Annotated in this window: 19 protein-coding genes; 11 read left to right on the top strand and 8 right to left on the bottom strand. The window is 69.9% G+C overall.

The annotated features are described in order from the left end of the window. Position 1: 1 nt before the first annotated feature. The gene (locus AC1Q9M_RS19680) at positions 2-235 is read left to right on the top strand and encodes a cysteine-rich CWC family protein (RefSeq protein WP_492435324.1); all 234 of its coding nucleotides are present in this window, start codon (positions 2-4) and stop codon (positions 233-235) included. Here AC1Q9M_RS19680 and AC1Q9M_RS19675 read toward each other — a convergent pair. Then, positions 232-1341 carry an AI-2E family transporter gene (locus AC1Q9M_RS19675; RefSeq protein WP_382162887.1) on the bottom strand — a complete coding sequence of 370 codons (1110 nt, stop codon included), beginning with the start codon at positions 1339-1341 and terminating at the stop codon, positions 232-234. The genes AC1Q9M_RS19680 and AC1Q9M_RS19675 overlap by 4 nt on opposite strands. 139 nt (positions 1342-1480) lie before the next feature. On the opposite strand from AC1Q9M_RS19675, the gene AC1Q9M_RS19670 reads away from it, so the two are divergent. From AC1Q9M_RS19670 to AC1Q9M_RS19650, 5 genes are all read left to right on the top strand, one after another. Beyond that, positions 1481-2986 (top strand): DHA2 family efflux MFS transporter permease subunit, encoded by a 1506-nt coding sequence (locus tag AC1Q9M_RS19670; RefSeq protein WP_492435322.1) that lies wholly within the window; start codon positions 1481-1483, stop codon positions 2984-2986. Positions 2987-2991: 5 nt separating this feature from the next. Then, on the top strand, positions 2992-3756 hold the full coding sequence (locus AC1Q9M_RS19665) for a class II glutamine amidotransferase (protein WP_492435321.1): 765 nt from the start codon (positions 2992-2994) through the stop codon (positions 3754-3756). Between the two features lie 106 nt (positions 3757-3862). Continuing rightward, positions 3863-4888 (top strand): ABC transporter substrate-binding protein, encoded by a 1026-nt coding sequence (locus AC1Q9M_RS19660; protein WP_492435319.1) that lies wholly within the window; start codon positions 3863-3865, stop codon positions 4886-4888. Between the two features lies 1 nt (position 4889). Next, entirely contained in the window at positions 4890-5705 is an 816-nt protein-coding gene (locus AC1Q9M_RS19655) for an ABC transporter ATP-binding protein (protein ID WP_492435317.1), read from the top strand. Positions 5706-5709: 4 nt separating this feature from the next. Continuing rightward, positions 5710-6537: an ABC transporter permease gene (locus tag AC1Q9M_RS19650; RefSeq protein WP_382322881.1), complete on the top strand. Its 828-nt coding sequence runs from the start codon at positions 5710-5712 to the stop codon at positions 6535-6537. Positions 6538-6547: 10 nt separating this feature from the next. Here the strand turns inward: AC1Q9M_RS19650 and AC1Q9M_RS19645 are convergent, their stop codons facing one another. Beyond that, a complete protein-coding gene (locus AC1Q9M_RS19645; RefSeq protein WP_492435315.1) occupies positions 6548-8029 on the bottom strand; it encodes a rhodanese-like domain-containing protein in 1482 nt (493 codons plus the stop codon). A gap of 191 nt (positions 8030-8220) precedes the next feature. Then, positions 8221-8664, bottom strand: a complete 444-nt coding sequence (locus AC1Q9M_RS19640) for a hypothetical protein (RefSeq protein WP_492435313.1) — start codon at positions 8662-8664, stop codon at positions 8221-8223. 156 nt (positions 8665-8820) lie between these two features. Here AC1Q9M_RS19640 and AC1Q9M_RS19635 point away from each other — a divergent pair, with 156 nt between their 5' ends. From AC1Q9M_RS19635 to AC1Q9M_RS19615, 5 genes are read left to right on the top strand one after another with little or no spacing between them, the layout of a single operon-like run. Next, on the top strand, positions 8821-10158 hold the full coding sequence (locus tag AC1Q9M_RS19635; RefSeq protein WP_492435311.1) for an NAD(P)/FAD-dependent oxidoreductase: 1338 nt from the start codon (positions 8821-8823) through the stop codon (positions 10156-10158). Beyond that, positions 10155-11165 (top strand): chorismate transformation FkbO/Hyg5 family protein, encoded by a 1011-nt coding sequence (locus AC1Q9M_RS19630; protein ID WP_492435309.1) that lies wholly within the window; start codon positions 10155-10157, stop codon positions 11163-11165. The genes AC1Q9M_RS19635 and AC1Q9M_RS19630 overlap by 4 nt, the downstream gene beginning before the upstream one ends. Continuing rightward, positions 11162-11959 (top strand): lysophospholipid acyltransferase family protein, encoded by a 798-nt coding sequence (locus AC1Q9M_RS19625; RefSeq protein WP_382322877.1) that lies wholly within the window; start codon positions 11162-11164, stop codon positions 11957-11959. The genes AC1Q9M_RS19630 and AC1Q9M_RS19625 overlap by 4 nt, the downstream gene beginning before the upstream one ends. A gap of 3 nt (positions 11960-11962) precedes the next feature. Then, entirely contained in the window at positions 11963-12721 is a 759-nt protein-coding gene (locus AC1Q9M_RS19620) for a glycosyltransferase family 2 protein (RefSeq protein ID WP_382322876.1), read from the top strand. Positions 12722-12734: 13 nt separating this feature from the next. Continuing rightward, entirely contained in the window at positions 12735-13940 is a 1206-nt protein-coding gene (locus AC1Q9M_RS19615) for a cation:proton antiporter (RefSeq protein ID WP_492435306.1), read from the top strand. An 8-nt stretch (positions 13941-13948) separates the two neighbouring features. Here the strand turns inward: AC1Q9M_RS19615 and AC1Q9M_RS19610 are convergent, their stop codons facing one another. Genes AC1Q9M_RS19610 through AC1Q9M_RS19590 form a run of 5 tightly spaced genes read right to left on the bottom strand, consistent with a single transcriptional unit; the run spans position 13949 to position 18305 of the window. Further along, on the bottom strand, positions 13949-15058 hold the full coding sequence (locus AC1Q9M_RS19610) for a phospholipase A (protein ID WP_492435304.1): 1110 nt from the start codon (positions 15056-15058) through the stop codon (positions 13949-13951). Between the two features lie 10 nt (positions 15059-15068). Next, entirely contained in the window at positions 15069-15788 is a 720-nt protein-coding gene (gene fabG / locus AC1Q9M_RS19605; RefSeq protein ID WP_382162919.1) for a 3-oxoacyl-ACP reductase FabG, read from the bottom strand. Next, positions 15785-16321: a hotdog family protein gene (locus AC1Q9M_RS19600; RefSeq protein WP_492435301.1), complete on the bottom strand. Its 537-nt coding sequence runs from the start codon at positions 16319-16321 to the stop codon at positions 15785-15787. Before AC1Q9M_RS19600 ends, fabG begins: the two co-directional genes overlap by 4 nt. After that, complete coding sequence (locus AC1Q9M_RS19595; RefSeq protein ID WP_492435299.1) at positions 16318-17112, bottom strand: beta-ketoacyl synthase chain length factor; 795 nt, start codon at positions 17110-17112, stop codon at positions 16318-16320. The genes AC1Q9M_RS19600 and AC1Q9M_RS19595 overlap by 4 nt, the downstream gene beginning before the upstream one ends. Then, positions 17109-18305 carry a beta-ketoacyl-[acyl-carrier-protein] synthase family protein gene (locus AC1Q9M_RS19590; protein WP_492435297.1) on the bottom strand — a complete coding sequence of 399 codons (1197 nt, stop codon included), beginning with the start codon at positions 18303-18305 and terminating at the stop codon, positions 17109-17111. The genes AC1Q9M_RS19595 and AC1Q9M_RS19590 overlap by 4 nt, the downstream gene beginning before the upstream one ends. Positions 18306-18366: the final 61 nt, after the last annotated feature.

Here is an 18366-nt window from a genome sequence, read left to right as displayed (position 1 = left end):
CATGTCCGCCCCCACGATCGACCCCGGCCGCTGCCCGCTCTGCGGCGCCGACAACCGCTGCGCGATGGAAATCCAGCGCGAGACCGGTGAACCCCAGCCGCCCTGCTGGTGCGTGGACGCGACCTTCAGCCCCGATCTGTTCAAGCGCATCCCCGAGGCCGCGCGCGGCCAGGCCTGCATCTGCGCGGCCTGCGTGGCCCAGGCCCTGCGCGCCGCGCGCGAAGCGGCCGGCTAGGGCTCGCGCGGCGGTTGGTCCGCCTCGGGCGGCGGCACCAGCGGCGGCGCGGGCGCCGCGCTCAGGCTGTGCAGCCACTCGCGCCAGATCGCCACCAGCAGCGCCATCAGCACCGGGCCCACGAACAGGCCGACGAGGCCCATGGTCTTCACGCCACCCACCAGGCCGAAGAAGGTCGGCAGGAAGGGCAGCTTCACCGGCCCGCCCACCAGGCGCGGGCGCAGGGTCTTGTCCACGATGAAGAGCTCGATCGAGCCCCAGGCGAACAGGCCCACGCCGGCCCACAGGTGGCCCGAGCCCACGAGGTAGAGCGAGACCAGGCTGAACGACAGCGGCGCGCCGCCGGGGATCAGCGCCATGAAACCGGTGGCCACGCCCAGCAGCACCGGCGAGGGCACGCCCGCCACCCAGTACGCCACGCCCAGCACCACGCCCTCGCCGATGGCGATCAGGCCCAGGCCGGTCACGGTGGCGCTCACGGTGGCCGGCACCACGCGCGAGAAACGCTGCCATTGCAGCGGCAGGATGCGCTCGCCGATGGTGTCGAGCTGGCCGGCGATGCGCGCGCCGTCCTTGTAGACGAAGAACAGCGTGATCAGCATGAACAGCACCGTCAGCGCGAGGTTGACGGCATCGCCCGTGGCGCTGAGCACCATGCGGTAGATGTTGCCGATGTGCTGGCCGCTGAGCAGCTGGATCCAGTCGCCCAGCGCGTGCGGCTCGCCCAGGTGCTCGCGCCAGTAGGTGGCCAGCGTCTCGCCCACCCAGGGCAGGGCTTCGATCCACTGCGGCGGCGGGGCGCCGTAGCGGTTCACGTCCAGCAGCCAGGCCACCAGCCCACCCGCCTCCTTCAGCGCGTAGTGCAGGGCCAGGCTCAGCGGCACCACCAGCACCACGACCACGACCACCAGGGCCAGGCTGGCCGCCAGCGCGGTGCGCCCGCCGCAGGCGCGCACGCCCCGGCGGTACAGCGGCCAGCTGGCGAACCCGATGATGAGCGCGGCCAGCACCGGCACCAGGAAACCACGGAAGAAGTAGACACCGGCCGCCACGATCAGCAGCAGCAGGCCGCGAATGATCAGTGAAGCGTTCGGGACAGGTGGCATGGAGGGAGAAGGGCGCGGAGAGAGACAAAAAGACCTGGGGCAATATACCCGACCCCCCTACGGTGCCCGATGACACGCGCCCGTTCGCGGTCCGGCCCGCAAAGGCGCTAAGCTTGACCGTCACCACGGCACCCACCCCATGAGCCCACCGCCCGACCACTCCCTGCCCGCTTTGCGCGAACGGTACGGCGAGCGTTACCGCTGGCTGCTGCTGCTTTCGGTGATGGTCGGCACCATGGCGGCCATCATGTCGTCCACCATCATCAACGTGGCCATCCCCGACATGAGCCACCACTTCACGCTCGGCCAGGAGCGCGCGCAGTGGGTCACCTCGGGCTTCATGGCGGCCATGACGGTCTCCATGCTCACCACCCCCTGGCTGCTGGCGCGCTACGGCTACCGGCGCACCTACGTGGGCTGCATGTGCCTGCTGATGGCGGGCGGCATGGCCGGCGGCTTCGCCAACGACTACCCGGTGGTGCTGGCCGCGCGCGTGGCCGAGGGCCTGGCCGCGGGCGTGGTGCAGCCGATCCCGGCCATCATCATCCTGCGCGCCTTCCAGCCGCACGAGCAGGGCCGGGCCAGCGGCATCTTCGGCATGGGCGTGGTGCTCGCGCCCGCGCTCGGGCCCAGCATCGGCGGCCTGCTGGTGGACGGCTTCGGCTGGCGCTCGATCTTCTTCATGGTGGTGCCGTTCTGCCTGGCCTCGCTCTGGCTCGCGCACCGCTTCGTGCCCACCACCTCGCCGGGCGGCGCCGCGGCCAACCCGCAGGGCGGCGGGCTGGACTGGCGCGGCCTGCTGCTGGCCGCCGTGGGCACGCTGTGCCTGCTCAACGGCCTGGTCGAGCTGCACGGCGGCACCGCCACCACCGCCACCCTGCTGCTGGGTGGCGCGTTCCTCGCGCTGCTGGCCTTCATGGTGCTGGAGCGGCGCACGCTGCGCGCGCGCCGGCGCCAGCCCGACCAGGGCACGGACCCGCTCATGAACCTCACGCTGTTCAAGGACCGGCGCTTCGCGATGGGCAGCATCGTGGCCTTCATCTACGGCATCGCCCTGTTCGGCTCCACCTACCTGCTGCCCGTGTACATGCAGAGCGGCCTGGGCCTGTCGGCCTCCCACGTCGGCACCATCCTGCTGCCGGCCGGGCTGGTGCTGGCGGTGGCCATCGCGGTGGTGGGGCGCCTGGCCGACGAGCAGCCCACGCACCGGCTGGTGAGCATCGGCCTGGTGCTGCTCTCCGCGTCGTTCGGCCTCATGGCCACCATCGACCCCAGCCGCCCGGCGCAGATCATTCCGCTGCTGGTCACCTGGGCCATCGTGGGCCGCATCGGCCTGGGCTTCATCCTGCCCTCGCTCAACATCGGCGCCATGCGCGGGCTGGAGCGCGTGGACATCGCACAGGGCGCGAGCGTCATCAACTTCCTGCGCATGCTCGGCGGCGCGGCCGGCGTGAGCCTGTGCGGCATCGTGCTCGAATGGCGCCTGGCCGCGCACGGCGCGCAGCTCACCACCGGCGGCGTGGCCACCCCGGCGCGCGTGGCGGCGTTCGAGGAAACTTTTCTGATGCTCGCGGCCATCTGTGCGCTCGCACTGACCGCCGCGCTGAGACTCAAGGCGGCGCCCAAGGCCCAGGCGTCACAATAAACACCATGTGCCAACTGCTCGGACTCAACTGCGCCACGCCGACCGACGCGGCCTTCAGCTTCACCGGTTTCTGCCAGCGCGGCGGCAAGACCGACCACCACGCCGATGGCTGGGGCATCGCCTTCTTCGAAGGCAAGGGTCTGCGGCTGTTCGTGGACCACCAGAGCGCGTCCGACTCGCCGATGGCCGCCTTCCTGCAGCAGTACCCGCTCAAGAGCCGCAACATCATCGCCCACGTGCGCAAAGCCACCATCGGCGCCGTGGCGCTGGAAAACGCCCACCCCTTCGTGCGCGAGCTCTGGGGCCGCCAGTGGGTGTTCGCGCACAACGGCGACCTGAAGGACTACGCGCCCACGCTGCACAGCCACTTCCGCCCGGTGGGCACCACCGACAGCGAGCGCGCCTTCTGCTGGCTGATGCAGGAACTCGCCAAGTCGCACGCCGGCCTGCCCGACGTGCGCGAACTCACCCTCACGCTGCGCGAGCTGGTGCCACAGGTGCGCCGGTTCGGCACCTTCAACTTCCTGCTCTCCAACGGCGAGGCCCTGTGGGCCCACTGCAGCACCAAGCTGCACTGGCTGGTGCGCCAGCACCCGTTCGCCCAGGCCACGCTGATGGACCAGGACTGGACGGTGAACTTCGCCGAACTCAACCACCCCGGCGACCGCGCCGCCGTGGTCGTGACCACGCCACTGACCAGCAACGAACAATGGACCGCCTTCGAGCCCAACGAGCTCAAGGTCTTCGTGGACGGCCTGCCCCTGCCGTGATTTCCCGGATGCGCGGGGCCGGGCCCCGGGCTACCATGGTGTTTCCAGCATACCCCCAGGGGCATTTCGCCCAGCCCTGGCGGCGCTCGCAACCAAGGAGACACCCATGCAAAGACGACACCTGATGGCCGGTGGCCTGGCCGCCGCGGTCCTGCCCCCGTTCGGATTCGCGCAGGGCCTGGAGAAACCCAAGGTCACGATCGCCGTGGGCGGCAAGAACCTGCTGTACTACCTGCCGCTGACCATCGCCGAACAGCTGGGCTACTTCAAGGCCGAGGGGCTGGACGTGACCATCGTCGACTTCGCGGGCGGCTCGCGCGCCCTGGCCGCGGTGGTGGGTGGCAGCGCCGACGTGGTCTCCGGCGCCTTCGAGCACACGGTCAACATGCAGTTCAAGGGCCAGCCCATGCGCGCCTTCGCGCTGCAGGGCCTGGCACCGCAGATCGTGCTCGGCGTCAACCCCAAGACCATGGGCGGCTACCAGGCCATCACCGACCTCAAGGGCAAGAAGATCGGCGTGACCGCGCCGGGCAGCTCGACCAATGTAATGGTCAACTTCGTGCTCGCCAAGGCCGGCCTCAAGCCCAGCGACGTGAGCATCGTCGGCGTGGGCGCAGGCAACGGCGCGGTGGCCGCGATGCGCGCGGGCCAGATCGACGCCATCAGCAACCTCGACCCGGTCATCACCCTGCTGCAGCGCTCGGGCGACCTCAGGATCATCTCCGACACGCGCATCGTTGCCGAGTCGGCCAAGGTGTTCGGCGGCCCCATGCCGGCGGCCTGCCTCTACGCGCCCCAGCCCTTCCTGGACAGGAACCCCAACACCGCACAGGCGCTCACCAACGCCATCGTGCGCGCCGACAAGTGGATCCAGGCCGCCGGCCCGGGCGACATCATCAAGGCCGTGCCCGAGAGTTACCTGCTGGGCGACCGCGCGGTCTACATCGACGCCTTCATGGCCGCCAAGGGCGCGCTCTCGCCCGACGGCAGCTTCCCGGCCAAGGGCGCGGACACCGCCTTTCGCGCCCTGGCCAGCGTGGACGCCGAACTGGCCAAGGCCAAGCTCGACCTGAACGCCGTCTACACCAACAGCTTCGTGCAGAAGGCCAACGCGAAATACCCGAAGGGTTGATGTGACGAGTCCAGCCGCGATCGACCTGCAGGGCGTGTCCTGCACCTTCATCAGCAAGGACGACCCCGGCCAGCGCTACACGGCGGTGCAGAACGTCACCCTGACCGTGGGCGCGGGCGAGTTCGTGAGCGTGGTGGGCCCCACGGGCTGTGGCAAGAGCACGCTGCTCAATGTCGCGGCCGGCCTGCTCGCGCCCAGCACCGGCAGCGTGCGGGTGTTCGGGCAAGCGCTGCAGGGCATCAACACGCGCGCCGGCTACATGTTCCAGACCGAGAGCCTGATGCCCTGGCGCACCGCCTTGGGCAATGTGATGGCGGGCCTGTCGTTCCGTGGCGTGGCCGAGGCCGAGGCGCGCACCCAGGCCGAGGACTGGCTGCGCCGCGTGGGCCTGGGCGGTTTCGGCGACCGCTACCCGCACCAGATGAGCGGCGGCATGCGCAAGCGCGCCAGCCTGGCGCAGACCCTGGTGCTCGACCCCGACATCATCCTGATGGACGAACCCTTCTCCGCGCTCGACATCCAGACCCGCCAGCTGATGGAGAACGAGGTGCTCGACCTCTGGGCCGCGAAGAAGAAGGCGGTGCTCTTCATCACGCACGACCTGGACGAGGCGATCGCCATGAGCGACCGTGTGGTGGTGCTCAGCGCCGGCCCGGCCAGCCACCCGATCGGCGAGTTCGCCATCGACATCCCGCGCCCGCGCGACGTGGCCGAGATCAAGACCAGCGCCCGCTTCGTCGAGCTGCACGCCGCCATCTGGGCGGTGATGCGCGAGGAGGTGCTCAAGGGCTACCAGCAACAACTCAAGGCGGCCTGAACCCATGTGGAAGCACATCAAACCGCAGCCCTCCACGCTGCGCCTGTGGCAAGGGGCGCTGCTGGTGGCGCTCATCGTGTTCTGGTACCTGATGACCACGCCCGGGCTGGTGCCGCCCTTCATGTTCGACAACGACCGCCAGGCCGCCTTCTTCTTCGGTGAGCCGCTGCGCGTGGCCGAGCGCATCTGGACCTGGTTCGTGCGCGACGCCGACATCTACCAGCACCTGGGCGTGACGCTCACCGAGACCGTGCTGGCCTTCGCCATCGGCGCCATCGGCGGCCTGGCCGGCGGCCTGTGGCTGGCGCTCTCGCCCATGGCCTCGGCCATCCTGGAGCCCTACATCAAGGCCATGAACTCCATGCCGCGCATCATCCTCGCGCCCATCTTCGCGGTGTGGTTCGGGCTGGGCATCGCCAGCAAGGTGGCGCTGGGCGTGACGCTGGTGTTCTTCATCGTGTTTTTCAACGTCTACCAGGGCGTGAAGGAGGTCAGCCCGGTGATCCTGGCCAATGCGCGCATGCTGGGCGCGAGCCAGAAGCAGCTGCTGCGCCACGTGTACCTGCCCAGCGCCACGAGCTGGGTGTTCAGCTCGCTGCACACCTCGGTGGGCCTGGCCTTCGTGGGCGCGGTGGTGGGTGAGTACCTGGGGTCGAGCCAGGGCGTGGGCTACCTGATCCTGCAGGCCGAGGGCAGCTTCGACATCAACACCGTGATGGCCGGCATCGTCGTGCTCACGCTGTTCGCGCTGGCGCTCGACGCGGCCGTGGGCCGGATCGAGAAGCGGCTCATGAAATGGCAGCCGCGCAGCGGCGAGACCGAGAAGCTCTGAGGCCGGGGGTCTATTTCATCCCGGGGGCCGAGGTGCTGTACGAGCGGCGCACCGGCGGGGCGCTGTTCGATGGTGCCGGGTTGTAGCCACCGGCGCTGCTGGAGCGGGCACGCGACGCCTCCTGCTGCTCGAGGTGGGCATTGAAGCGATCCACCCAGTTGTTGGCCTCGGCGCGCAGGGTGTCGATGTCGCTGGACCGGTTGCGCCGGTCGCTGCGGGCTTTCTCGAAGGCGGCGATGTTCGCGGGCGTGGCGACCACGGCCACGCGGTCCCAGCTGGCGTCCGGCAGGCAGCCCGAGGCGGCGTGCACGGAGCAGCGGTAACGCGCCGACCCGGTCACCAGGGCGACGGCCTCGTCGGCATTGAAGTCGCCGCCGCTGGTGTGTCCCATAGCCGCCTGCGTGAACGCGCTCTCGGCCCGGCTCTCCAGGCGATCCAGACAGGTCCGGTATTCATCGAGTCCCGTCTTGGCGGCGTTCCATTGGGCCTGGTTCGAGGGCATGGCGCGGTCGAAGGTCCCGCACATCTGACGCGCCGATCTCGACGCGCGCGCCTCGTCCAGGGCCATCTTCAAGGCAGGCAGGAACATCTGGTCCAACGGCGCCTTGAGGTGGGTCGAAGGCGAGGCCTCGACGCGGGCGCGGGCGGCCTTGTAGGCCCGGTCGACCTCCTCCGGCGTGCGGGCGACCAGGGCGTCGATCTCGGCCAGCGCGGGGCTTTGCGTGTCGAGTTTCGCCACTTGCTCGCGCACGCCCTTGAGGCATTCCGTGCGCACGTTTCTGCTCTGCTGGGCCGCCGAACGCAGGTTGGCGGTCAGCAGCAGGTCCGTGGGCGACTTCAGCGCGATCGCCACGAAATCCTGGTCGGTGACGTCGAAGCCGCAGGTGCGCACACCCACCTGGGCATACCGCGTGGCCTCCTGGGCTTTCTCGGCCGACGCCTTGGCCGCCAGATCGCGCTCGAGCGGCAACCCGGCATTCACCCACCCGCTGTTGCCCGCGCGCAACCAGTAGAGCTTGCGGTAGCCGGCCTCCACGGCCCGCTGCACGGCGAACACCGACAGCTGGCAGCGGTCATGGTGGCAGTAGAAAAGCATGGGCGTGTCCTTCTCGCCCCCGGTGAACCGCTGAAAGGCTTTGGCGTACGCCTGACGGATCTCGTCCGAATCACCGGCCACCTGGGGCATTTCGACCAGGGTGCCCGGGATCTTGTCCTGCGTCCGCATGGCCGCGACCACGGCCAGCCCGAGCCCCATCTGCTCGATCATGCAGTGGGCCTCGCGCGGTGAGATGGTGACCGCGCCGGGCACCTGCAGCGGCATGGCGCCTTCGGGGACCGGCGCGCCCTTGGCGACCGCGGCGCGCGCTTCGCGCCCGGGCTGGCACTGCTGCTCCGCCGTGGTCAGCCGATCGCCGCGCGATTGGGCGGCGGCAGGCCCAGCGCTGAACAGCGCGGCAACAAGAACGGCGGCCAGGGGAATGTGCAGTCGCATGGTGCTCCGATCGGGTCGATGGCCCTGTCGCGCCATGGGCGTCGCGCACGGGCAAGGGCGATGCGGCATTTTGTAACAAGCTCATTGCCCCGCTGCCCATCCATTCCGATGAAGTGCGAGAAATGCCACGCTGTGCGGCTTGTGGCGGGCGCTCGAAGCGGCCGTGGGCCGCATTGGGAAGGGGCGACGGGTCAGCCGGCCGGGCGCCCGAAGCAGCGCTGGACGAAGTTCAGGCAACCCGTGCTCAGGCGCGAAAGAAGGCCCGGTCGAAGCACCCTTGGCGGCGGGGACAGCTGTGGCTCGGCATGCACCTGCACCAAGGGCGCGCCCTGGCGAGAGATGAATTTCTGCTGGCTGCCGTTGAGGTCGTCCTGGTCCTTCTTCTCGCCGCGGTTGAGGAGGTTCAGGCGAACGGGGGCCTGGTGGGCGCTGGCGCTTCGGACAACCTCTTGAGCGAAGGCATCTTCTGCCGGCACCTCCCGGACCTTCTGCTCTTCCTGGGCGTCCTCGTAGTTCTTCACCATCTCTTTCGTGAATTCTCTGAATTGCGTGTCTTTCATCAAATCCGTGACCCCGTGCAGGGACGTCCCACCGAGTGGAATGGAAACACTGGACGAGGGGAAGCTGGAGTTCATGGGGTCGTTGCCAGAAAGCTGAAGGGCTTCGACTGGGTGAATCTCATCTCCGAAAAGTTCAGCGCCCCGCGCTTGTAACCAATGCCGCTTCGGGCGCTACCACCTTCGTTTGACACCGTACAATTTTGGACTGTCCACTGCCCGAGCATCCCGGCCATGAACCCAGACCATCCAGGCGCCGACCACCAGACCTGTGACGTGCTCGTGATCGGTGGCGGGCCCGCCGGGTCCACCGTCTCTCCACTGCTGGCCAGCAAGGGCCACCGCGTCGTGATGCTCGAGAAGGCGCACCACCCGCGCTTTCACATCGGCGAATCCCTGCTGCCGGCCAACCTGCCTCTGCTGGAGCGCCTGGGTGTGGCCGACGAGGTGCGCGCCATCGGACAGCACAAGCCGGGCGCCGAGTTCGTCTCGCCGCACCACGCACACACCCAGACCTTCGAGTTCGCCGACGCCTGGGACAAGTCCATGCCTTACGCCTACCAGGTCAAGCGCGCCGAGTTCGACGAGATCCTGTTCCGCAACGCCGCCCGAAAAGGCGTGGAGGTGCACGAAGGCTGCAAGGCGCGCTCGGTGGAGTTCCTGCCCGACCGCATGGTGCGCGTGCACGCCGAGCACGACGACGGCCGCACCAGCGTGTGGAACGCGAAATTCCTGGTGGACGCCTCGGGCCGCGACACATTTCTTGCATCCCGTTTCAAGATCAAGGAACGCAACCCGAACCACAACAGCGCGGCGGTCTACGGCCACTTCGCGAACGCGCGCCGCAACACCGGCGAGGCCGAGGGCAACATCACCATCTTCTGGTTCGACCACGGCTGGTTCTGGTTCATCCCGCTCACGGGCGGCGTCACCAGCGTGGGCATGGTGACCTGGCCGTACCACATGAAGACGCGCGCAGGCCGCAGCGTGGAGCAGTTCCTGATGGACAACGTGGCCACCTGCGCGGGCCTGGCCGAGCGCCTGAAGGACGCGCACCGGGTGGCGCCGGTGGAGGCCACCGGCAATTTTTCCTACGCCGCGCAACGCAACCACGGCGACAACTACCTGATGCTGGGCGACGCCTACACCTTCATCGACCCGGTGTTCTCTTCGGGCGTGTGGCTGGCCATGAACGGCGGCGAGCTGGGCGCGCAGACGATCGACACCTGCCTGCGCCAGCCCGCGCAGGCGCGCGCGGCGCTCAGGCGTTTCGACCGCCACAGCCGCCACGGACCGAAGGCGTTCTCGTGGTTCATCTACCGCGTGACCAACCCCATCATGCGCGACTTCTTCATGGGCCCACGCAACATCTTCCGCGTGAAAGAAGCCCTGCTGTCCACGCTGGCGGGCGACGTGTATGGCGGCGCGCCGATCGGGCGGTCGATGCTGGCCTTCAAGACCTTGTACCTGCTGGCCAACCTCACCCAGCCGCGCCGCGCGTTCAACGCCTGGCGCAAGCGCCGCGTCAACATCCGGCCCGCGGACGAAACCGCCCTGGCCCGCACGCCGTGAGCTTGCAACACACCATCAGCCGCGTGTTCGCCGCGCCCGCCGACGGAGAGGTGCTGGGCGGCATGTCGATCGGGGAACCGAAAGACCTGGGCCCGATGGCCTGGCCGCACCAGCCCCTGCGCGCGCCCGTGCTGCCCGCGGGCGCGCCAGCGGTGCACGAGCACTGGCGCGTGGACGGCCCACTGCGCCAAGGCCGCGACGAGGGCATCCACTGGTGCCGCAACGCCGAACTGCTCTATGGCGTGATCGAGCTGAATGAGGCCGAACAGGCCCCCCCGGCCGAGGGCGGCTCGCCGCTGCAGACGGCGAGCCGGCTGCTCTACGAGCGCCTGTTCCGCCTGCTGCGCGCGCAGGGCACGCCGCACCTGTGGCGGGTCTGGAACTACATGGCCGACATCAACGGCGAGTCGCACGGGCTGGAGCGTTACCGCCAGTTCAACCTGGGCCGCTACGAAGCCTTCGTGCACGCGCAGCGCGAGACCGGCGGCCAGGTGCCCGCGGCCTGCGCCATCGGCGTGGCCGGTGGCCCGCTCTCGGTGGCCTTCCTGGCCGGCCGCTCGCCGGTGGTGCCGCTGGAGAACCCGCGCCAGGTGAGTGCCTGGCGCTACCCCTCGCAGTACGGGCCGCGCGCCCCCACCTTTTCGCGCGCCGCGCTGGCCTACCCGCGCGGGCGCGAGGCGCTGTTCGTCTCGGGCACGGCCAGCATCGTGGGGCACGCCACGGTGCATCCCGGCGATGTGGCCGCGCAGTGCGAGGAGACCGCGCGCAACATCGAGTGCCTGGTGCAGGAGGCCAACCGCGTGGCGCGCTCGGGCCGGCCGTTTTCGTTCACCGGCCTGAGCCACCGCGCCTACGTGCGCCACGCCGCCGACGTGGACACCGTGCAGCGCACGCTGCAGCCGCTGCTGCGCGGCGCTTCGCTGGTGTGCGTGCAGGCCGACATCTGCCGCGCCGACCTGCTGGTGGAAATCGAGAGCCAGGCCATCCACCCGCTGGGGTCGCCATGAGCACGGCGGCGACCCGCCCGACCTCGCTGCTGTGGAGCGTGTACGAGCACCTCGCGATGGTGGTGGGCCTGAGCGCGCTGGCGCTGGTGTGCCTGAGCTGGACGCCACCGGCGCTGGCCCTGTACCCGGTGTTGCCCCGGCCGCTGGGCCGCTGGCTCGGCCGCCAGGCCATCATGCGCGGCTTTCGGCTGTACGTCGGCATCCTGCGCCTGCTGTGCGCCTGCCGCTTCGACCTGTCCGAGATCGATGCGCTGCGCGACCAGGGGCCCATGGTCATCGCGGCCAACCACCCCTCGCTGCTCGACGCCGTGCTGATCACCTCGCGCCTGCCCAACGCGGTCTGCTTCATGAAGGCCGACCTGATGGACAACCCGCTGCTCGGCGCGGGCGCGCGCCTGGCGCGCTACGTGCGCAACGACAACCTGCTCACCGCCGTGCTGAACTGCCGCCGCGAGCTGCAGCAGGGCGCGCAGGTGCTGATCTTCCCCGAGGGCACGCGCACGCGCGGCTACCCGGCGAACCCGATCAACCCGCTCTCGCGCTCCACCGCGCTGATCGCCGCCCGCGCCGAGGTGCCGGTGCAGACACTGATCGTGGAGTTTTCCAGCCCCTACCTGGGCAAGGGCTGGCCGATCTGGCGCCGCCCCCTGCTGCCGCTGACCTGCCGCATCCGCCTGGGCCGGCGTTTCGAGGCGCCACGCAACCCGGGCGCCTTCACGCAGGAGCTGGAAGACTATTTCCGTGCCATGCTCGACCCCTCTTCCCCACCGATGGCGTCGTCCGCCGCCGCCTGATCCATGCCCGTTTCCAGCACCACGCACCTGGTCCTCATTCCCAGCTACAACCCGGGCCGCAAGGTATTGGCCACGGTGCGCGCCGCGCGCGCGCAATGGACGCCCGTGTGGGTGGTGGTCGATGGCAGCACCGACGGCTCGGCCGACTGGCTGACCGAAGAGGCCGCCAGCGACCCCGGCCTGCGCGTGCTGGTGCTGCCCGAGAACCAGGGCAAGGGCTCGGCCGTGCTGCACGGCATCACGGTCGCGGCGCAGCAGGGCTTCACGCACGCGCTGACCATGGACTCCGACGGCCAGCACCCCGAAACCCTGATCCCCGACTTCATGGCCGCCTCGCAGGCCGAGCCCGAGGCCATGGTGCTGGGCAAGCCGGTGTTCGGTCCCGAAGCGCCCCTGGTGCGCGTGCTGGGCCGCAAGCTTTCGAACGGCTGGGCCAACCTGGAAACGCTGGGCTTCGGCATCGGCGATTCGCTCTACGGGTTTCGCGTCTACCCGATCGCGCCGCTGATGCGCGTGATGCACGGCACGCGCTTCATGCGCCGCTTCGACTTCGACCCCGAGGCCGTGGTGCGCCTGAGCTGGGCCGGCGTGCGGCCGATCAACATCGACGCCCCGGTGCGCTACTTCACGCCCGAAGAGGGTGGCGTCTCACATTTCAACTACCTGCGCGACAACCTGCTGCTCAGCGGCATGCACACGCGCCTGTTCACCGGCTTCGTGCTGCGCCTGCCCCTGCTGCTCTGGCGGCGCCTGACCGGCTGACAACCACCCCGCCATGAACACCACCGAGATCTTCCTGATCGCCATGGCGATCATCTTCACCGTGCCGTGGCTGATCTGGCGGCTGGGGCGCACCGACTACTGGGCGCCGCTGGTGGTGGTGCAGATCGTCACCGGCATCCTGCTCGGCCCCGGCGTGCTGGGCAAGGCCTTCCCCGAGTACCACGCCTTCGTCTTCAACCCGGCGGTGATCCAGTCGCTCAACGGCATCGCGTGGTGGGCCGTGATGCTGTTCGTGATGATCGCGGGCATCGAACTCGACCTGCGCCAGGCCTGGAAACACCGGCGCGAGAGCGGCATCACCGCCGGTCTGGCCCTGGGCGCGCCGCTGCTGCTGGGCAGCGCGGCCGCGCTGGTGATGCTGGGCATGCCGGGCTGGATGGGCGCGTCCGCGCGGCCCTGGCAGTTCGTGCTCGGCGTGGGCATGGCCTGCGCGGTCACCGCGCTGCCCATCCTGATCCTGCTGATGGAGAAGCTGCAGTTGCTGCGCCTGCCGCTGGGCCAGCGCATCCTGCGCTACGCGAGCGTGGACGACATCGCGATCTGGGGCGTGCTCGCGCTGATCCTGATGGACTGGCAGCGCGTGGGCAAACAGGGCGCCTTCATCCTCGCCTTCGTCGTGCTGAGCTGGGCCTTCCGCCACCTGATGCGCCGCCTGGCCGAAGCCGACCGCTGGGTCGTCGCGCTGATCTGGCTCGCGGTCTGCGCCTTCGGCGCCGACTGGTCGGGCCTGCACTACATGGTGGGCGCCTTCCTGGCCGGTGTGGTGATGGACGCCGACTGGTTCGACCAGGACAAGCTGGACCAGCTGCGCCACCACGTGCTGCTGGTGATCATGCCGGTGTTCTTCCTCTCCACCGGCCTGCGCACCAACTGGGACGTGGGCGGTGCGGCGGTGTTCGGCATGGCGGCCCTGCTGCTGCTGGCCTCGGTCAGTGGCAAGCTGATCGGTGTGCACCTGGCCGGCCGCGTGCTGAAGTGGCCGCCGGGCGAGGCCTCCCTGATCGGCTGGCTGCTGCAGACCAAGGCGCTGATCATGATCATCTTCGCCAACATCCTGCTGGACAAGCAGGTGATCACCAGCGAGACCTTCACCGCGCTGCTGTTGATGGCGGTGGCCAGCACCATGCTCACGGTGCCCATCGTGGAACCCAAGCTGCGCAGCGCTGCGCGCGGCGCCAGCGCGCTGCGCCATCCCTGACGGCCGGCTCAGAACTGCAGGAAGCTCACGCCCGCGCCCAGGCTGGTCTGGCGGAAGTTGTAGTCCGACAGCGTTTCGCCATAACCACTGAACAGCTGCATGTACCAGCGCAGCCCATTGGGTTGGTCGCGCACCACGGGGTAGGTCCATTCGAGCGACGTGCTCCCGCGGTTGCCACCGCGCAGCGTGCTGCGGTGCACCAGCGACGCGGTGTGCACCCCGCTCGCCCACCCGAGGTTGAACTCCGCCTTGCCCCGGTAGTCGATGAGATCGGGGTTGTTGTCGTTCTCTTCGCGTTCCCGCAGCCGCTTGTTGAGTTTCGTCGTGAAGGTCCAGTTGCCGCGCTCGAAGCCGGCACCGAGGTAGACCCGGTTCCAGCTGCGCGACAAGGGGTCGGACTGCCCGTTCGACTGGTGCGCCAGGCCCAGCTGGGTGAAGCGCCATTGCCAACCCAGCGGCAAGGCGCGGAACTGCGGCGCGGTGGGCACCACGTAGATCAACTCGGGCTGGTAGTCGGTGTTGCGAAAGGGCCGCGAGTCGGCGTGGTTGTAGACCTGCCACATCGTCTGCAGGGTGAAGGCGCCCCACAGATCGGCGCCAGGAAAACCCACGTTCTGCAGGAACTTGGTGCGCAGCGACAGCTGGAATTTCGCCTCTTCCCGGCGATCGTCGGGCGCGGTCACGGCCGCCTGCGTCGGCGACTGGGGCGAGCGGTTGATGCGGGAGGTGACGTGCACGGGCAGCACGTAGTTCGGGTGGTAACCCACGAAATTGAACACACCGCGCTTGTCGGCCGGGTCCAGCTCCCAGAACTTGGCCAGCAGGCTGCTGGAAGACGCCGGTGCGGCCGCCGGGGGCAGCTGCCCGCCCGACTGCGACAGCAGCGAGGGGGTCGGGTCCGCCGTGGCCGCTTCGCCGCCGAACGGTTGCTGCGCCACCGGGGCGACAGGCGCCGGCGCGCGCCCGGCGAGCTTGTCGTAACAGGTCAGGCGGTCGGCCGCGGCGCCGATGGCGGCGCAGGCCTCCAGCGTGGGGGGCGTCTCGGTCTGCGCCTGTGCGGGCAGGCCCGCCGCGAGGCCGCACAGCAGGATGAACGGGGAGAGGTTTTCAGGTTTCACAGGCAGGCCCTCAGCACATCGCACCGTTGATGGAGATCACCTGCCCACTCACGTAGGCCGCCTTGTCGGACACCAGAAACGCCACCAGCTCGGCCACCTCGTCCGCGCGGCCCGCGCGCTGCATGGGCACCAGGCGCTTGATGGCCTCGGCGTCGAAGGCGCCTTCGATCATGTCGGTCTCGATGATTCCCGGGGCCACCGCATTGACGGTGATGCCCCGGCTGGCGAGTTCGAGCGCGAGCGACTTGCTCGCCGCGTGCAGCGCGCCCTTGGCGGCCGCGTAGTTGACCTGCCCCCGGTTGCCCATGAGGCCGGCGATGGACGAGATGCTCACGATGCGGCCCCAGCGTTTCCGGATCATGGGCATGGTGAGCGGCTGCGTCACGTTGTAGAAGCCGTTGAGCGAGACATCGAGCACGCGGTCCCACTGCTCGCCGCTCATGCCGGGGAACACGGCGTCGTCGTGGATGCCGGCGTTGTTCACCAGGACCTGGATCGCACCCGCCTCGGTCAACGTGGCCAGCGCGGCGGCGGTGGCCACGCGGTCGGTCACGTCGAAGGCCACGGCCTCGGCGCTGCCGCCACTGTCCCGGATGGTCGACGCGATGGCCTGGGCCTTGTCGAGCTGGCGGTTGGCGTGCACGATCACGTGGTGGCCGTCGGTGGCCAGGCGCTGGCAGATCGCCGCGCCAATGCCGCCGCTGCCGCCGGTGACGAGGGCTCGTTTCATGGCTGCGGGTCCTTGTTCGGGTTCAGGGAGTCGGCGTCGAGCACCACGGCCGCGCGCCCTTCGAGCAGGCAGCGGCCGGCGTGGCCCACGGTGAAGCGGTAGAGCACGTTGGAGGCATCACCCGAGAGGCGTTCGGCGCGCACGTCCAGCGGGCCCGGCAGGTCGTCCAGCCGCTCGGCGTGCAGGCTGACGCCGCGCACGCTGGTGAGGTAACCCTGGCGCGGCGCGGCCTCGGTGCCGGCCACCAGCGCGCCGTGCACCGCCATGGCCTGGGCCGCGTACTCGATGCCATTGGCCACGCCCAGGCGGCCGTGCGCGCGCAGCGGGTGCGCCGGGTCGGCGTGGCCCACGGCGCGGCACACCACGTGATCGGCCGACCACTCGGTGACGGCGTCGAGCAGGCACATGGTGCCCTGGTGCGGGATGCGGGCCGCGATGCCGGCGTGGTCCAGCGTGGCCGGGCTCACTGGCGCACCTTCGCCCTGCGGGCCGCGGTGCGAGCTTGCTTGGTAACGGCCCGGCGCTGCGCTCATGCGGGGTCGATCCGGACCGCGAGCCGCAGGCCGGGCAGGTAGTCGATGCAGACCTCGCCACTGCGGCCTTGCGCCAGGCGCTCCAGCAGCGGCAGCGAACGCAGCGCGGGAATGGCCGCGCGCAAGGATTCCAGCGTGGCCTGCTCCAGGGGCCGCGCGGGCGCTTCGGTGGTCTGCACGGTGATGCGCGCCAGCGCCTGCGGCGAGGGCTTGCACTCCAGCCGCAGGGACACGCCCGCGCAGTCCGGCACGGGCCGTTTGGCGAACAGGGGTTCGGGGTACTCGCTGTCGTAGGCCAGCAGCAGCGTGGCCTGGCGGTCCAGCACCACCTGGCCGAGCGCGTCGATCAGGCCGGCGCCGAAGCTGCCGTCGTGGGCGCACAGCACCTGGCACGGCGCCATCGACTTCGTGGCGATGCCCCAGTAGCCGGCGGGTGCGTTGTGCACCGAGTTGTGGAAGCGCGTGGGCGAGATGTGGCGGTCGTCGGTGGCGAGCTGCTCGCACAGCGCGTGGCAGTTGTGGCCGTCCGAGCCCGAGGCGCTGAACACCGTGGCCAGGGTGGACACGTCGGCGCCGGCCGCGGCTTCCAGGCCGATGCCCAGCGCGAGCTTGATCACGCGGCTGGCGCGGCGGCGCTCGGCCGGCGGCAGCAGCGTGGGCGTGGGCAGCACCGAGGGCGCGGAGGTCCAGGCCTGCTCACCGCGCAGCACGGCGCGCGCACTGGGCCAGTCGGGCAGGCCCGGCGCGATCAGGCCGATGCCGGTGATCCAGGCGGTCAGGGGCGCGTTCATGCCTGCGCCCTCCCGAACACCAGGCTGCAGTTGCTGCCCCCGAAGCCGAAGGAGTTGGTGAGCGCGTGGCGCAATGCGGCGGGCTCGCCCCGCAGCTGGTAGCGCAGCGGAATGGCGGGATCGCGCTCGCGCGTGCCAGGGCTGCCGGGCACATAGCCGTCGACCAGGGCGAGCGCGCACAGCACGGCTTCCACCGCACCGGCCGCGCCCAGGGTGTGGCCGGTGGCGCCCTTGGTGGACGAACACGGCACGCGGTCACCGAACACGGCGGCCACGGCCTTGCCCTCGGCGCTGTCGTTGGCCGGCGTGGCCGTGCCGTGCAGGTTGATGTAGTGGATGTCGCCCGCGTTCAAGGACGACGAGCGCAGCGCGGCCTCCATGGCCAGTTTCGCGCCCAGGCCTTCGGGGTGCGGCGCGGACATGTGGTGCGCGTCGCTGGACTCGCCCGCGCCCAGCAGCCACACGGCCTGCGCGTCGGGGGTGTCAGCGCCGCGCTCCAGCAGCGCGTAGGCGGCGCCTTCGCCGATGGAAATGCCGTCGCGCCCCGCGTCGTAGGGTCGGCAGGGCTCGGCGGACGTGAGTTCGAGCGAAGCGAAACCGTACAACGTGGTCAGGCACAGCGAGTCCACGCCGCCGACCAGGGCCGCGTCGATCGTGCCCAGCTCGATCTGGCGCGCGGCGGCGGCGAACACCTTGGCGCTGGACGAACACGCGGTGGAGATCGTCATGGACAGGCCGGTGATGCCCAGGTGTTCGCGCAGGAACTCGCTGAGCGAATACGGGTTGTGCGTGGTGGCGTAGCTGAAGGCGGCGGGCAGCGCGCCGCTGGCGGGATCGCGCTGGCGGTAGGCGAGCTCGGTCTCCAGGATGCCCGAGGTGCTGGTGCCCATGAAGACGCCGACGCGGCCCGCGCCATGGCGCTGCACGGCAGCGCGCACGCGGTCTTCGAAACCGTCGGCGCGCAGCGCGAGCAAGGCCAGCCGGTGGTTGCGGCAGTCGTAGGCGGCCAGCGAGGCGGGCAGCGCCTGGGCGTCCACGCCCTGAATCTCACCCACCCAGGTCGGCAGTTCCACGGTTTCGAAATGGCAGGGCCGCAGCCCGCTGCGGCCTTGGCGCACGGCCTCGCGGTGGGCATCGAGTCCCACCCCCAGGCAGGTGGTGGCGGTGTAGGCGGACAGCAGCAGGGGCTTCACGGGCAGGGGGCAAAAACGGGGTCGGGCATTGTCTCAGATGGTGGCAGGAAAACCGCCCGCG

Source organism: Hydrogenophaga sp. GW823-FHT04C09, assembly GCF_058796355.1.
This window is presented reverse-complemented; position numbering and strand designations above follow the sequence as displayed.